The organism is Niallia sp. Sow4_A1, from assembly GCF_052116745.1.
Classification (GTDB): domain Bacteria; phylum Bacillota; class Bacilli; order Bacillales; family Cytobacillaceae; genus Niallia; species Niallia hominis.
Window position 1 is genome coordinate 27707 of the sequence record NZ_JBQKKM010000022.1, and the last position, 13186, is coordinate 40892.

Here is a 13186-nt window from a genome sequence, read left to right on the forward strand (position 1 = left end):
AGGAAAAAATCATTCCTTGCAAGGGGGAGAATGGTAAGATGGAAATAGGCAGTATAAACGAAAAAGAGGGGAATCAAATGGAATTTATAATGGCAGAAGCCAATAGGTTAGCAGAAATTAATAGAATATATGTAAAGTGCAAAGAAAATCTAATCAAAAAAAATATCTTTCAATGGGACGAACACTATCCAAATGTGGACTATTTTCAAGAATGCATAGAAAATAAAATGCTATTCGTTTTATTAGAAGGAGATAAGATTGTAGGACATGTGGTATTAAATGAATGGCAAACAGAGGAGTGGAAGACCATTCGATGGATTGGAAATAATCCTTTGATTATTCACTCTCTCATGATTGACCCCAGTTACCAAGGTAAAGGAATAGGGGCAATAATGGTCAAGCGTATGGAAGAATACGCTCTTTTAAATGAATATGATAGCATCCGATTAGATACATTTTCCGGAAACCCTCAAGCTCTTAAGTTATATAAAAAGCATGGATATGTAGAAAAGGGGGAGGTTATCTTTGTCTCTAAGCCTGTTGGACATCAAAAATATCTTTGTATGGAGAAGGAATTAATATGAATATTACCGCTATTACCGAAACGAACCGTGAAAATGTACGATCATTTTTCCAATCTCATTGGGGAAGCGCGGAAATGGTACTTTCTACAGGTATTTATGATTGCAGTGCTTTAGATGGATTTATTGCCTGGAATATAGAAGGAGCAATGATTGGTTTAATAACCTATATATTAAGAGATACAGAGTGTGAAATTATCTCTTTAGACAGTATAGAGGAAGGAAAAGGCGTAGGGACAAATCTTTTACGCACGGTTGAACAATCAGCCAAACAAGTTCCATGCAATCAGGTCAAAATAATTACCACAAATGATAATGTACTAGCATTAAAGTTTTACCAAAAAAGAGGCTATTACTTATCGGAATTGTTAGTGGACGCAGTAAAGGAAGCTAGAAAGATCAAACCAGAAATACCTTTGCTTGGGAACCATGGTATTCCTATTAGAGATGAAGTGGTGCTTGTTAAGACGCTTTCTATAAAATAATGACGCTGAGGTGATTAATTTGGCTATAACATTGGAACTTTATCAAGAAAAATATAAGCAGGAACTAGAAGAATATTTTTTATCGGAGGAGCAGTTATACTATACTAGTATGCCGCTTGATGCTTTAGAAAAATGTATAACAGAAGAAAATCGTCATCCTATCGTCATTTTAAAGGATGGTGCGGTTGCTGGTTTCTTTGTCCTACATGGATGGGAGGGAGTAAAGGCATATAGTGAGAATAAAGAGGCTATTCTAATGCGGGCTTATTCTATCCAGCATTCTTTTCAGGGACAAGGGGTAGGAAGGAAATCTATGGAGTTATTAATCCCTTTTGTGAAAAAATATTATCCAGCAAAAAAAGAAGTAATTTTGGCTGTTAATGTGAAAAACACTAGAGCGCAATATGTTTATCAGAAAGCAGGGTTTGAGGATACTGGAAGAAGAGTGATGGGAAGAAAAGGAGAACTAATTATTTTCAATCGGAAAGTATAGATAGGACTGTTCTTAAAGAACAGTAAAAAACAATAGTTGCAAAATGCAAATAATAAACTATAATGAAAGTAGCTTCAATATTTTCACAAAGGAAGGAGGAGCTAGGATGGAAAATCTCCGTGAGATTTTACAAATTACCATGAGAAGATTCGGTGTGCTTGATAAAAATTGTTGTTCTGTTGGAAAAACAGAAATATCGCTTGTCCAAAGTCATATTTTATATGAAATTGATAAGAGAAGTAATCCGTCAATGCAAGAAATAGCAGAGCTTCTTGGAATGGACATTACAACCTTTAGTAGGCAAATTCAATCTTTAGCAAAAATGGAATTAGTGAATAAGCAGCAATCCATGACAGATAAAAGAGTATATGTACTCCAATTAACAACACAAGGAAAAGCAATTGCGACTTCTATTGATACGCAAATGAATCAATATTTAGAGGAAGTTCTCTCTTTTATGTCAGACTTTGAAAAAGAAACCGTCATTCGTTCGCTAAAGTTATTGAATAGTTCCATGGCAAAAAGCAATATGTGCTGTCATCCAGTTAAGTAATGAGGAAAATAAAGTGGCTGTGTTAGATATATTTCCTAATATAGCCTGTGTATAATGCTTGTATTTTACAAGTAAAAGGAGGGATGTTAGATGTGGTACGAAGTGCTGAAAAACTTCGCATGGTTAGTAATGGAATTAACTGTTCTTTTTGTGGTTGTATCTTTTGTTGTTAACTTGCTACAAGGCTTTGTTCGCTATGACAAAGTGGAGATATGGATGAAAAAGACCCCACCCATTGTTAGTGCGCTTATTGCAGTTGTTTTTGCTTTTATCACCCCTTTTTGTTCCTGTTCTACCATACCGGTTGTGGTGAATTTATTGAAAAATAAAATCCGTTTTAGCACCGTTATGATTTTTCTATTCACTTCCCCAGTTCTAGATCCAACTATCCTTACCGTGATGGTTGTTCTAATGGGATGGGAAGTAGCTCTCTATTATACAGTAATCACGACGATTCTTTCGATTATCCTTGGCTTTGCACTAGAGAGATGGGGGTTCGAAAAAGAAGTGAAAAATGTCATTATAAAAAATGATCTTCAAGCAGAGAAGAGATTTAGCTTAAAAAACACGGTTTCAGAAATTTTAACCTTAATGAAAACTGTTTATCCCTTTTTGTTAATAGGGGCAGGTATTGGAGCGGTGATAGGAGGAATCGTGCCGACAGAGTTTGTTGCAACCTACTTAGGCGGAGAGAATTGGTGGCTGATTCCGATTGCTGCAATTATCGGTATTCCTTTATATATTCGGTTATCTTCAATGATTCCGATTTCTCAAATTCTGATTGCCAAAGGGATGGCACTTGGACCGGTAATGGCAATGATGATTAGCTCAGCAGGAGCAAGTCTCCCGGAGTTAAGCTTATTAAATAGCATTTTTAAGCGAAAATTAGTGTTTGCGTTTGTATTATCCGTTTTCTCGATGTCCACGATTTCAGGCTTTTTGTTTTATTTTATATAAGGGAAACCAATTCGTAGGAGGAATGATTTATCATGAACATTTTGAAAAAAATATTCAAAAAAGAGCAGAAAAATGATTGCTGTAACATTATGATAGAAGAAGTAGGAGAAAAGCAAGAGGGCTGCTGCGAGGGAAAGGAGGAGAGAAAGGATGAGCGTAAAGCTTGAGAAGATTTTGAAAGCGCATTGGACAGAGATAGCAGCTATCTATAGATTGGGTATTCAATCTAGACAAGCCACTTTTGAGACTGATGTTCCAGATTGGGAGAAATGGAGCAGTAGTAAAGATCTGTCTACCAGTTTTGTTTTAATAGATGAAGAGGCGAATAGAGTGATTGGTTGGGCTGCTATCAGTAAAGTATCGAATCGCTGTGTGTATCAAGGAGTTGGGGAGCATAGTGTTTATTTACATCCTGATTATCATCACAAAGGTTATGGGAAATTCTTATTAGATGAATTAATTGAACATTCTGAATCAAATGGCTACTGGACACTGCAATCAGGTATTTTTCCAGAAAATATTGCGAGTATCCAGCTTCATAAAAGCTGCGGATTCAGAAGTGTTGGGATTCGTGAGAAAATTGGAAAGCTAGACGGTGAGTGGAGAGATGTTGTATTGATGGAAAGAAGAAGTACGAAATATTGACTTTTTAAGCCGAGAAGGAGGAAGGTTACCTTCTCGACTCTTTCAGATTATACGGAAGGTTGCTCTAAATTCAACGTCATAAACACACTATTCGGATCTTCCTCATAATCCGAAAATGGCTCGCAATACTCAAATCCTAATCTTTCATATAGTCTTTTGGCAGGCAGGAAAGCATCCATGGAACCTGTCTCTAAACTTAATCGGCTATAGCCGCGATTTTTGGCTTCGGCGATAATATGGAGAAGTAGCTTTTTTGCTACGCCTTTACGCAAATGATGAGGAGATGTCTTCATAGACTTTATTTCGCCGTGCTTGTTATCTAGTTCTTTTAATGCACCGCAGCCGGTTAGCTCCCCGTCCTCCCATGCACTCCAAAAGGTTACTTCTGGTTTTCTCAATCCTTCCACATCTAATGCATGTATGCTTTCAGGAGGGGAGTGGAGGGTCATGCTATGTAAGTGATCTTCCAATAAAGCAATGACTTCTTTTGAGGTAACATGATCGATAATAATTTTCATCCCATCAATCCTTTCTAATTATTTATTCCTATTTTACTTTTTTCCTTATTCGAGTGGAATGGATTATGCATAATTTAACTGGAAATATTTAATGAAATATCTTTATTTAAAAATATTTGCCTTAGAGGTATTTTGTTTGTTATGATATTCACATTAGTTTTAAATTTGTAAGAGGGAAAGGAAAATGCAATAAAATGAATGTATTAGTAGTAAAAGCAAACAATCGCCCAGCTTCTGAAGCTGTATCAAGCAAAATGTATGAAACGTTTATGGAGTCTATTAAAGGTGCTGAAAACCTTAATGTAAATGTATATGATGTATATGCAGAAGATACTCCTTACTTTGGTCAAGAATTATTCGATGCTTTCGGTAAAGTACAAAGCGGAACAGAATTAACAGATATAGAGCAACGTTTATTAGCTGCAAAACAAAAAGCAATGGATGCTTTAACTGCTGCTGATTTAGTAGTATTCGCATTCCCGCTTTGGAACTTAACTATTCCAGCTAAATTACAAACGTTTATTGATTATGTATATGCTGCAGGTTTTGCATTTAAATTTGATGCAGAAGGTAACATGATTCAACTAATGACAGATAAAAAAGCAATTATTTTAAACGCTCGTGGTGGTATTTACTCTACTCCAGAAGCTGCTTCATCTGAAATGGCTGTTAATTATATGCGTGCAGTATTTGGTGGCGTATTTGGAATGGAAATTATGGATGAGGTTATTATCGAAGGACATAACGCAATGCCTGATAAAGCTGCTTCTATCATTGAAGAAGGTTTACAAAAAGTTGCTGCTGTTGCAAATAAATTAGTAGCACAAACTGTTTAATAGAAATTAACTAGATTAAATAGAGTAACTCCGTCTGAAAATAATTTTTCAAACGGAGTTTTTTTATGGGAAAAAGTTTATACTAGGAAAAGGGCAAATTTAGGACATATGTCCTTTTCCTATTTTTAGAATTCGATTATCTTTATAAAGGAAATTAAATAGCAAGGAGTCGAAAAAATGAGAGGTATATTATTTGCGTTTATGGGTGGTGCCTTTATTACCTTGCAAGGAGTGGCGAATGCAAGGATTAGCCAGGATATTGGTTCGTGGCAAGCCGCTACTATTACTCAGTTTACGGGATTTGTGTTAGCCCTTATCATTTTATTAGTAGTGAAAGAAGAAGCATTTTCAAAATATAAACAAGTTAAGCCATTATATTTAGCGGGAGGTTCCTTTGCATCGGTCGTTATTTTTAGCACGATTACAGCGATGCATTTAGTAGGGGCCACACTAACGATTTCCACTGCTTTAATTGCCCAGCTGTTTATGACCTTTATTATAGATAGCAATGGTTGGTTCGGTTTGGAGAAGCAGCAGATGAAGATGCCGCAGTTTATAGGAATTGGCATGATGATATTAGGTGTTCTTTTATTAAAAATGTAAGGAGACCCATCCGTGAAAGAGATTGGAAATGTAGAGCAAGTAGAAGAATATATGCGTAAATTTCAATTAGAAGCTATTTTTCCGGAAAAGTTGAAAGTGCATTTACATCTTTATGCTTTTAACCAAGGAGAATTTATTTGTACGCAAGGACAGGCATCTGAATATCTTTACATTTTGGTAGATGGAAAGATGAAAATATATACAACGACAGCAGAAGGAAAAACGTTAATTCTTTCTTTTAAAACACCAATAGAAATGGTTGGGGACGTTGAATATGTACGAAATACTGATATTCTTAATACAGTTGAAGCGATAACAGATGTAGTGGTAATAGGTGTCCATAAGCGGCATTTAAAGCAATATGCGAGTGACTATGCACCATTCCTACAGTTTTTGCTGGATATCATAACAAAGAAATTCTATATCAAATCGAGCTCAATGCGATTCAATTTGTTCTATCCCGTAGAAGTAAGATTGGCTAGTTATTTATTGTCTGTTTCTTTTGATAAAGAGGATCCTTTATACAATCAGGAACGAAATGAAATTAATTTAAAGGATACAGCGAATTTAATTGGCACTAGTTATCGCCACTTAAATAGAGTGATACAGCAATTTTGTCAGGCTGGTCTGATTGAACGGAAAAAGGGATTTATTGTGGTGAAAAATCGGGATGGTTTAACCAGCTTAGCTGGAAAAAGTATTTATGAAGAAGGATTGGGTGAATAAAACATGATATATGGCTTACTTATTGCGTTTATTAGCGGTAGTCTTGTTGGGGTACAAAACATCTTTAATAATCGTGTCAATCAGAAGGCGGGTCTTTGGGCTACGACTACTTTAGTATTAGCGCTAGGATTTATTGCTTCTTTTATTCTGGGCTTTATTACAGAAGGAATGGGTCTTTTTCATCTAGAAAATATGCAGACATGGTACTGGTTCAGCGGGATTATCGGTGTTGGTGTTGTTGTTTGTATGACAAAAGGAATCAGGCATTTGGGAGCAACGTATGCCGTTTCGATTTCCCTGTCCTCTCAACTTGTTTTTGCCTTATTATTCGATTCTTTTGGCTTATTGGGATTAGAGAAGGTTCCATTTACTCCACAGCAGTTAATAGGGGTCCTAGTCATTATCGGTGGAATTCTTGTTTTCAAAATGGGAGGAGCTTCAGAAAAGAAACAGCCTGTGAAAGAACTGGCGAAACGATAGGAGAGTATTTGTATGCAGGGGATAAGGAAAGATGATGGCAAAGCAATCGCGAAGAATAATCAAGTAATGGAGGAAGTAAGGAGCGTAAAGAAGTATCAAACTTTGCTTTTCGATGTAGACGATACACTGCTGGACTTTGCGGCTGCGGAAGACCAAGCTTTTCGGTTATTGCTGGAGGAGCAAGGAGTCTCTTATAAGGAAGAATGGAAAAGACAGTACCAGCAGCTAAATCAAGGCTTGTGGAAATCGTTTGAAGCAGGGGGAATTACGCGTGATGAGGTTGTTAATACAAGGTTTACTTTATTCTTTGAGAAGATGGGCAAGAAAGTAGATGGAGCTTTATTAGAACAAAGCTATCGTGAATATTTAGGAGAGGGAAACCAGCTGCTAGATGGAGCGATGGATTTAATCGTAAAGATTTCAAATCATTTTGATTTATATATTGTGACGAATGGCATGTCGGCAACACAAGAGAAACGATTAAAATCATCTGGTCTATATCCATTCTTTAAAGCTATTTTTGTCTCAGAGGATACGGGCTATCAAAAACCAATGAAGGAGTTCTTTGATTATTGTTTCGACCGAATTCCTTCCTTTAACAAGGAAACGGCTTTAATTATTGGCGATTCATTAAGCGCAGATATTCAAGGCGGGCATAATGCGGGAATCGATACTTGCTGGATTAACCCACTAAAGATGGATAATAGCTTGGATGTTCAGCCAACCTACGAAATCGCAAAATTAGAAGAGCTATTCCTTCTTTTAAAGAGAGAAAAACAATCGAGCCATTAAAGGAACGATTGTTTTTTATTATCCTTGTCTAATTTTCGAACAAAACCAATGCAGGTTCTTGAAAGGAGAAAAGTGCATGTTTCTGTCAATAAAGTATCATACCAATGCCAGCCTTTATTATATTTTATTAAATTTGTGTATTTTTCTAATAGAACCTCTATAAATGTCATTGGAATGCTAAAGTAAAATGATTTGAGTATAATTCCAGGCAATTTGGAATGTTGGCTTATTTGATTATAAGCAACGCAAGTGATTGGGAATAATAAATAATCAAATAAAATATTAATTTGAAAATGCTTTGGCAGAAACCGCACAGGGAAATTGAGCCATTTTTTTGAAGTGACAATGCTATCCACAAAACTGGATAAATATCCATTAAAAAAGAAGACGAGAAACCAGTCCTTTGCTGGTTTTTTTCTAAAGATAACTGGTAAAAGTCCAATTCCCAAAAGGAAAAGGAATCTTAATATTTTCCGTTCCACTTTCATCACCTGTCTAATTAGCAATATATCCGTCCATATGGTAGGGATAGTTTTTTCATAGTTTATCCAAAGGGAGAGAAAATATGAAAAAAGCATCTGTTCTGATGCTTTTAAGAAAATCTTCTTTTTTATAATGCGCTTTTTCGTTTAATTAATTCCGACTGAAGTAAAACAGTCTTTGGAATCTTTCGTTGATCCAGAATCTGTTCGAGGAGTAAAGAAACACCTGTTTTACATAGTTCCGGTATATCAATATGAAAGGTAGTCAATGGAGGTGAGACATACTTTGCGACACTAATATTATTCACGCTTATGATACTAACTCTGTTTGGAATGGATATATTATATTCATTAAAAGCCTGAAGACTGCCAACTGCAATCGGGTCAGAAGCAATAAAGAAGGCTGTGGGCAATTCCTCTTTTAAGTCGTCCATTACTTTTTTTGTAACCCTGTAGCCATCATTTACGGAAAAATGTCTTTCGCCAAAAATATACCTTTCGTCAAGTATTCCCAAATCCTTCATATGCATTCGAAACGCCTTAAATGATGCACAAGGGTTCTCCAATGCAACCAAGCAATATCCACAGACACTTCAAAAGCATTATCATAGTTTCTGGAAGAAGGATATTAGTGTTGATATTGTAACCCTAAATCAAGATATTACTTCTTATGATCTCGTGATGGCACCAATGCTTTATATGATGTCTAATGAAACCATTTCAAAGTTAGAAAACTATGTTGCAAATGGTGGAACGCTCGTAAGTTCTTATATTAGTGGGCTTGTTAATGAGACAGACCTTGCCCATCTATCAGGGTGGCCAACGTCCTTAAAACGTATATTTGGGATGGGAGTAAAAGAAACAGATACACTTTATCCAAAAGATCGAAATGTGCTTGCTTATAATGGAAAGCAATATGAAATAAAGGATTACTGTACTATTTTGGAAGCGAAAGAAGCAGAAGTGTTAGGCACTTATATGGAAGACTTTTATCAAGGAAATCCTGCGGTTGTAAAAAATAGCTATGGGAAGGGAAAAGCTTATTTTATAGGTGCTAGAACGGAACAAGCATTTTTAGATGATTTATATGGGGATATCCAAAAGGAAATGAATCTCCAAGTGGAAAACGAAATTGTCCATGAAGATGGTGTATCGGTCCAAAGAAGGGAATCGGATGAGCATTGCTATTTATTTGTCATGAATTTTACAGAACAAAAGCAATCGATTACGGTAAAAGAGCCTTTATACGACCTGCTTACAGAGGAGATAAAGCAAGAGCATATAGAACTTTTACCTTATGAAGTAATGGTATTGAAAAAAGAAAAGTAATATAGGCAATAACCAAAAAGGACGACAGATATTGTCGTCTTTTTGGTGCGTGCTAGGTTGTGACCATAGCACCGCCGTTTACATGAATCGTTTGTCCCGTCATATATGAGCCGTCGTCTGAGGCAAGCAGTACGTATACTGGGGCAATTTCGTATGGTTGGCCAGCACGTTTCATCGGCACATCCGAACCTAATGTAGCAATATTTTCAGCTGGTTGCGATGCGGGTTGGATAGGTGTCCAAAATGGGCCAGGTGCGACAGCGTTCACTCGGATGCCTTTACCGACGAGACTATTAGCTAATGCTCTTGTATAACTAACAATGGCCCCTTTTGTAGTTGTATAGTCAATCAATTGGCTTACGCCGATATAGGCAACTAGTGATGTTGTATTAACAATACTAGCTCCTTTTTTCAAGTGAGGCAAGGTTGCTTTTGTTAAGTGAAAATAAGCGTGAATATTAACATCGAAGGTTAGGTCCCATTGTTCATCAGATATCGCTGTTAAGTCATTCTGAAAAAATTGAACAGCTGCATTATTAACCAAAATATCAATTTTACCAAATGTTTCCAGCGTTTTCTGGACAATAGATTCACAATGTTCTTTTCTTCTCAGATCTCCTGGAATAAGCAAGCAAGAGCTTCCATAATGCTCGATTACCTGTTTAGTTGTTTCGGCATCTGTATGTTCATCATAGTAAGCGATAATGATATTTGCTCCCTCTTTTGCAAATGCCACTGCCACCGCTCTCCCGATTCCACTATCCCCGCCAGTGATAATGGCAATACGTCCTTTTAATTTACCTGTTCCGATATATTTAGGATTATCAAAAATGGGCAAGGGATCCATCAGGTATTCAAAACCAGGCTGTCTTGATTGGTGTTGCGGCGGAAAAGTCCATTCAATTTCTTCACATTTTGTTTCAGATCCATAATGCTTCTTATTCGTCACAAAATTAACCTCCATATGTTTTTTTAGGTTACTTAGTAACCTTGGTTTCAATATGGGTAGGGTGGAGAGGAAAGGTTGAGATAAGGATGGGTAGTAGGTGAAGGCTGCGTGGAATGATAAGTTGGGTTCATGGTTCCTCCGTTTTGGTCACACCCCGGTGGTGGTCCAAGAATAGTAGATTGATTAATTGGTGCTATTGTATTTGCATAGGCTGATTCATTTACGCAATAAGCTCTGTTAACAATCTCTTTTGGCAAAAAGCGTAAAAAATCAGAACCAAACACAATATCCGGTTTGGGCTGATCAAAGATAGTAAGGAAATGCGTATTGTTTCGCAATGCTACTATCCAATGAAACCAACCTTTGGGAAATTGGGATGCTTGCCCTGGCATTAGATGGTAAGTCATAATGCTTTGAGTAAAGGGATTGAAGACAGACGTCATAGCTTCTCCACTAATGACGAATACAAGTTCATTTACATTTGTGTGCCAGTGCGGCTGAACAATGATTCCCTGATTAAGATGCACATTGAATAATCCAGTATGTATAGCCGGCATTTGATCAGAAAATAATTGTGTAATGTAATTATAAGAATCCCTTCTATAATTAACAGACTGGGTCGAATCACCAAAGAGCTGGAAGGAAGGAGAAGCTGGATTAACAGACATATACAAGCCTCCTATTTTTTAAGTAGAAAATTAATATGGATTACTAGCTTAAATATATACAAAACGAGGTTGGCCTATGAGTGGAAAATTAGTTTTGATTTGCAATGGAGATGATTTAGAGTTGTGGAGTTGAGTAAAAGTTTGAAAGGATTAGGGGAAGCTATAATATATGCTCCGAATTAAGGGGATACAATCTAACTTCGCAGAAATAGTCCGAAAAAAGAAGATATGATCCAAACGATGAAAATATGAACCAAACGCCAAAATATAATTCCAAACCTAAACAAAAAACACCACCCAATCAAAAATGATTAAAGTGGTGCAATATATTCATAACCTAATCTCAATCGTGGAAATTCATACCATCTGTTACTTCTTTAACAATGCCAGCACGAATGACAAAATCACCAAAGTGTTCATTTTCTATGCGTTCTTTTGCAAAACGTGGGAGCAAGACGCGAAGTTCAGACAAGATTTCTTCCTCGCCGACATTTTCGCGATATAGTTTGCTTAAACGGCTTCCGTTGAAGGCAGCGCCTAAGTACATATTGTATTTTCCAGGACCTTTCCCAATAAAGCCGATTTCTCCTAAAGCATGGCGAGCACAGCCATTTGGACAGCCTGTCATACGAATCGTAATTTCTTCTTCTCTCAACCCGTTTTCATCGACAATTTCTTCAATCTTATCAATTAAGACTGGTAAGTATCGTTCTGCTTCTGCCATCGCAAGCCCACACGTTGGTAGGGACACACAGGCAATAGAATTGCGACGCAGTGCGGAGAAACGTTTGCCATCCATTATGCCGTATTGCTCTATTAAATGAGCAATCTGCTTTTTACTGCGGCTTGATACATTGGCGATAACTAAATTTTGATTAGCTGTTAATCGAAAATCGCCAGTATGTACTTTAGCAATTTCGCGTAAACCGGTCATTAAAGGATAGCTTTCATAGTCTTTAATGCGACCGCCTTCGACAAATAAAGTGAAATGCCATTTTCCTTTTATTCCTTTTTCCCAGCCATAGCGGTCACCATTATGATTGAAGTGGAATTCTCTCGCTTCTTGCAGCTTCCAGCCTAAACGATTCTCTAATTCTTCCACAACATTCTCTAAGCCGAGGCGATCTACGGTATACTTAAACCGAGCATTTTTACGAACAGAGCGATTTCCGTAATCACGTTGAATGGTAATAACTTTTTCAGCAAGTTCTAAAATTTGTTCTGGTGTACAGAATCCAATTACTTTTGCGAGCTGAGGATAAGTTGCTTTATCTCCATGGGTCATTCCCATTCCGCCGCCAATGGCAACGTTAAAGCCAACTAATTCTTCCTTCTCCGTAATAGCGATAAACCCAAGATCTTGGGAGAATACATCGATATCATTAGAAGGAGGAACTGCAATTCCAATTTTAAATTTTCTAGGTAAATATAATTTTCCATACATTGGCTCTACTTCTGTTTCCTCCACACTTGGAGTGAAAGCTACTTTTTCCTTATCTAACCATAGCTCATGATAAGCTTGTGTACGAGGCAATAAATGATCACTTAATTTTTGAGACCATTGATATACGTCACTATGCAATGCTGATTGATAAGGATTTGGATTACACATTACATTACGGTTTACATCACCGCAAGCTGCAATTGTATCTAATAAGGATTGATGGATATCTTGGATTGTTTGTTTCATATTCCATTTTAAAATGCCGTGCATTTGGAATGCTTGGCGTGTTGTCAATTTTAATGTATTATTTCCATACTTCTGTGCCAATTCATCCATTGTTAACCATTGTGCTGGTGTAGCTACCCCACCAGGAGTTCGGACGCGGAGCATAAATTGATAGGCAGGCTCCAATTTTTGTTTTGCGCGCTCATTTCGAATATCACGATCATCCTGTAAATAGCTTCCGTGGAATTTCATTAAGCGGTTATCATCCTCTGAAATGCCTGAGCTTAATTCTTCCTCCATGGATTCCTTTAAAGTTCCACGTAAGTAATTGCTTTCTTCTTTTATGCGCTCCACATCACTTGGTGGTCCTTCTGGGGCTTTTAATACTTGTTTTGCCATTTTAGAAAAACTCCTTTCCTG

At 37.0% G+C, this 13186-nt stretch carries 18 protein-coding genes and 1 pseudogene; 13 read left to right on the forward strand and 6 right to left on the reverse strand.

The window, feature by feature from the left end; translation table 11 throughout:
* Nucleotides 1-38: 38 nt before the first annotated feature.
* The 7 genes from ACTQ5K_RS13395 to ACTQ5K_RS13425 all read left to right on the forward strand — a co-directional run bounded on the left by ACTQ5K_RS13395 (nt 39) and on the right by ACTQ5K_RS13425 (nt 3714).
* Nucleotides 39-584, forward strand: a complete 546-nt coding sequence (locus tag ACTQ5K_RS13395) for a GNAT family N-acetyltransferase (protein ID WP_441993979.1) — start codon at nt 39-41, stop codon at nt 582-584.
* Complete coding sequence (locus ACTQ5K_RS13400) at nt 581-1066, forward strand: GNAT family N-acetyltransferase (protein ID WP_235252566.1); 486 nt, start codon at nt 581-583, stop codon at nt 1064-1066. The genes ACTQ5K_RS13395 and ACTQ5K_RS13400 overlap by 4 nt, the downstream gene beginning before the upstream one ends.
* A gap of 19 nt (nt 1067-1085) precedes the next feature.
* Nucleotides 1086-1559, forward strand: a complete 474-nt coding sequence (locus tag ACTQ5K_RS13405) for a GNAT family N-acetyltransferase (RefSeq protein ID WP_441993980.1) — start codon at nt 1086-1088, stop codon at nt 1557-1559.
* A gap of 106 nt (nt 1560-1665) precedes the next feature.
* Entirely contained in the window at nt 1666-2112 is a 447-nt protein-coding gene (locus ACTQ5K_RS13410) for a MarR family winged helix-turn-helix transcriptional regulator (RefSeq protein WP_251627894.1), read from the forward strand.
* Nucleotides 2113-2202: 90 nt separating this feature from the next.
* The gene (locus ACTQ5K_RS13415; RefSeq protein WP_109768674.1) at nt 2203-3069 is read left to right on the forward strand and encodes a permease; all 867 of its coding nucleotides are present in this window, start codon (nt 2203-2205) and stop codon (nt 3067-3069) included.
* 32 nt (nt 3070-3101) lie between these two features.
* Entirely contained in the window at nt 3102-3236 is a 135-nt protein-coding gene (locus ACTQ5K_RS13420) for a hypothetical protein (RefSeq protein ID WP_268817950.1), read from the forward strand.
* Nucleotides 3220-3714, forward strand: a complete 495-nt coding sequence (locus ACTQ5K_RS13425; RefSeq protein WP_109768673.1) for a GNAT family N-acetyltransferase — start codon at nt 3220-3222, stop codon at nt 3712-3714. The genes ACTQ5K_RS13420 and ACTQ5K_RS13425 overlap by 17 nt, the downstream gene beginning before the upstream one ends.
* 47 nt (nt 3715-3761) lie before the next feature.
* Here the strand turns inward: ACTQ5K_RS13425 and ACTQ5K_RS13430 are convergent, their stop codons facing one another.
* Nucleotides 3762-4232 (reverse strand): GNAT family N-acetyltransferase, encoded by a 471-nt coding sequence (locus ACTQ5K_RS13430; protein WP_109768672.1) that lies wholly within the window; start codon nt 4230-4232, stop codon nt 3762-3764.
* 194 nt (nt 4233-4426) lie between these two features.
* On the opposite strand from ACTQ5K_RS13430, the gene ACTQ5K_RS13435 reads away from it, so the two are divergent.
* From ACTQ5K_RS13435 to ACTQ5K_RS13455, 5 genes are all read left to right on the forward strand, one after another.
* A complete protein-coding gene (locus ACTQ5K_RS13435) occupies nt 4427-5068 on the forward strand; it encodes an FMN-dependent NADH-azoreductase (protein ID WP_109768671.1) in 642 nt (213 codons plus the stop codon).
* 177 nt (nt 5069-5245) lie between these two features.
* A complete protein-coding gene (locus ACTQ5K_RS13440) occupies nt 5246-5671 on the forward strand; it encodes a DMT family transporter (RefSeq protein ID WP_109768670.1) in 426 nt (141 codons plus the stop codon).
* Between the two features lie 12 nt (nt 5672-5683).
* Entirely contained in the window at nt 5684-6397 is a 714-nt protein-coding gene (locus tag ACTQ5K_RS13445; protein WP_109768669.1) for a Crp/Fnr family transcriptional regulator, read from the forward strand.
* Nucleotides 6398-6400: 3 nt separating this feature from the next.
* The gene (locus tag ACTQ5K_RS13450) at nt 6401-6877 is read left to right on the forward strand and encodes a DMT family transporter (RefSeq protein WP_109768668.1); all 477 of its coding nucleotides are present in this window, start codon (nt 6401-6403) and stop codon (nt 6875-6877) included.
* A 66-nt stretch (nt 6878-6943) separates the two neighbouring features.
* The gene (locus tag ACTQ5K_RS13455; RefSeq protein ID WP_441993988.1) at nt 6944-7669 is read left to right on the forward strand and encodes a YjjG family noncanonical pyrimidine nucleotidase; all 726 of its coding nucleotides are present in this window, start codon (nt 6944-6946) and stop codon (nt 7667-7669) included.
* Here ACTQ5K_RS13455 and ACTQ5K_RS13460 read toward each other — a convergent pair.
* Together ACTQ5K_RS13460 and ACTQ5K_RS13465 are read right to left on the reverse strand one after the other, a co-directional pair.
* Nucleotides 7666-8247, reverse strand: coding sequence for a CBO0543 family protein (locus ACTQ5K_RS13460; protein WP_441993981.1), 582 nt, complete (start codon nt 8245-8247; stop codon nt 7666-7668). The two genes, ACTQ5K_RS13455 and ACTQ5K_RS13460, sit on opposite strands and share 4 nt — an antisense overlap.
* A 32-nt stretch (nt 8248-8279) precedes the next feature.
* A pseudogene (locus tag ACTQ5K_RS13465) lies at nt 8280-8693 on the reverse strand (substrate-binding domain-containing protein); the annotation flags it as partial.
* Between ACTQ5K_RS13465 and ACTQ5K_RS13470 the strand changes: the two are divergent.
* On the forward strand, nt 8680-9480 hold the full coding sequence (locus ACTQ5K_RS13470) for a beta-galactosidase trimerization domain-containing protein (RefSeq protein ID WP_235248604.1): 801 nt from the start codon (nt 8680-8682) through the stop codon (nt 9478-9480). The pseudogene ACTQ5K_RS13465 and the gene ACTQ5K_RS13470 overlap by 14 nt on opposite strands.
* A gap of 52 nt (nt 9481-9532) precedes the next feature.
* On the opposite strand, the gene ACTQ5K_RS13475 is transcribed toward ACTQ5K_RS13470, so the two are convergent.
* The 3 genes from ACTQ5K_RS13475 to cysI all read right to left on the reverse strand — a co-directional run bounded on the left by ACTQ5K_RS13475 (nt 9533) and on the right by cysI (nt 13165).
* On the reverse strand, nt 9533-10444 hold the full coding sequence (locus ACTQ5K_RS13475; protein WP_441993982.1) for an SDR family oxidoreductase: 912 nt from the start codon (nt 10442-10444) through the stop codon (nt 9533-9535).
* Nucleotides 10445-10476: 32 nt separating this feature from the next.
* Nucleotides 10477-11097 (reverse strand): cupin domain-containing protein, encoded by a 621-nt coding sequence (locus ACTQ5K_RS13480; RefSeq protein WP_031535123.1) that lies wholly within the window; start codon nt 11095-11097, stop codon nt 10477-10479.
* 343 nt (nt 11098-11440) lie between these two features.
* Entirely contained in the window at nt 11441-13165 is a 1725-nt protein-coding gene (gene cysI, locus ACTQ5K_RS13485; RefSeq protein WP_441993983.1) for an assimilatory sulfite reductase (NADPH) hemoprotein subunit, read from the reverse strand.
* Between the last annotated feature and the right edge of the window lie 21 nt (nt 13166-13186).

Excerpts from the sequence above, each read along its gene's own strand:
- ACTQ5K_RS13395 (WP_441993979.1), top strand. The coding sequence starts at position 39 with ATGGAAATAGGCAGTATAAACGAAAAAGAGGGGAATCAAATGGAATTT.
- ACTQ5K_RS13400 (WP_235252566.1), top strand. The coding sequence starts at position 581 with ATGAATATTACCGCTATTACCGAAACGAACCGTGAAAATGTACGATCA.
- ACTQ5K_RS13410 (WP_251627894.1), top strand. The coding sequence starts at position 1,666 with ATGGAAAATCTCCGTGAGATTTTACAAATTACCATGAGAAGATTCGGT.
- ACTQ5K_RS13415 (WP_109768674.1), top strand. The coding sequence starts at position 2,203 with ATGTGGTACGAAGTGCTGAAAAACTTCGCATGGTTAGTAATGGAATTA.
- ACTQ5K_RS13420 (WP_268817950.1), top strand. The coding sequence starts at position 3,102 with ATGAACATTTTGAAAAAAATATTCAAAAAAGAGCAGAAAAATGATTGC.
- ACTQ5K_RS13425 (WP_109768673.1), top strand. The coding sequence starts at position 3,220 with ATGAGCGTAAAGCTTGAGAAGATTTTGAAAGCGCATTGGACAGAGATA.
- ACTQ5K_RS13430 (WP_109768672.1), bottom strand. The coding sequence starts at position 4,232 with ATGAAAATTATTATCGATCATGTTACCTCAAAAGAAGTCATTGCTTTA.
- ACTQ5K_RS13435 (WP_109768671.1), top strand. The coding sequence starts at position 4,427 with ATGAATGTATTAGTAGTAAAAGCAAACAATCGCCCAGCTTCTGAAGCT.
- ACTQ5K_RS13440 (WP_109768670.1), top strand. The coding sequence starts at position 5,246 with ATGAGAGGTATATTATTTGCGTTTATGGGTGGTGCCTTTATTACCTTG.
- ACTQ5K_RS13450 (WP_109768668.1), top strand. The coding sequence starts at position 6,401 with ATGATATATGGCTTACTTATTGCGTTTATTAGCGGTAGTCTTGTTGGG.
- ACTQ5K_RS13455 (WP_441993988.1), top strand. The coding sequence starts at position 6,944 with ATGGAGGAAGTAAGGAGCGTAAAGAAGTATCAAACTTTGCTTTTCGAT.
- ACTQ5K_RS13460 (WP_441993981.1), bottom strand. The coding sequence starts at position 8,247 with ATGCTTTTTTCATATTTTCTCTCCCTTTGGATAAACTATGAAAAAACT.
- ACTQ5K_RS13475 (WP_441993982.1), bottom strand. The coding sequence starts at position 10,444 with ATGGAGGTTAATTTTGTGACGAATAAGAAGCATTATGGATCTGAAACA.
- ACTQ5K_RS13480 (WP_031535123.1), bottom strand. The coding sequence starts at position 11,097 with ATGTCTGTTAATCCAGCTTCTCCTTCCTTCCAGCTCTTTGGTGATTCG.
- cysI (WP_441993983.1), bottom strand. The coding sequence starts at position 13,165 with ATGGCAAAACAAGTATTAAAAGCCCCAGAAGGACCACCAAGTGATGTG.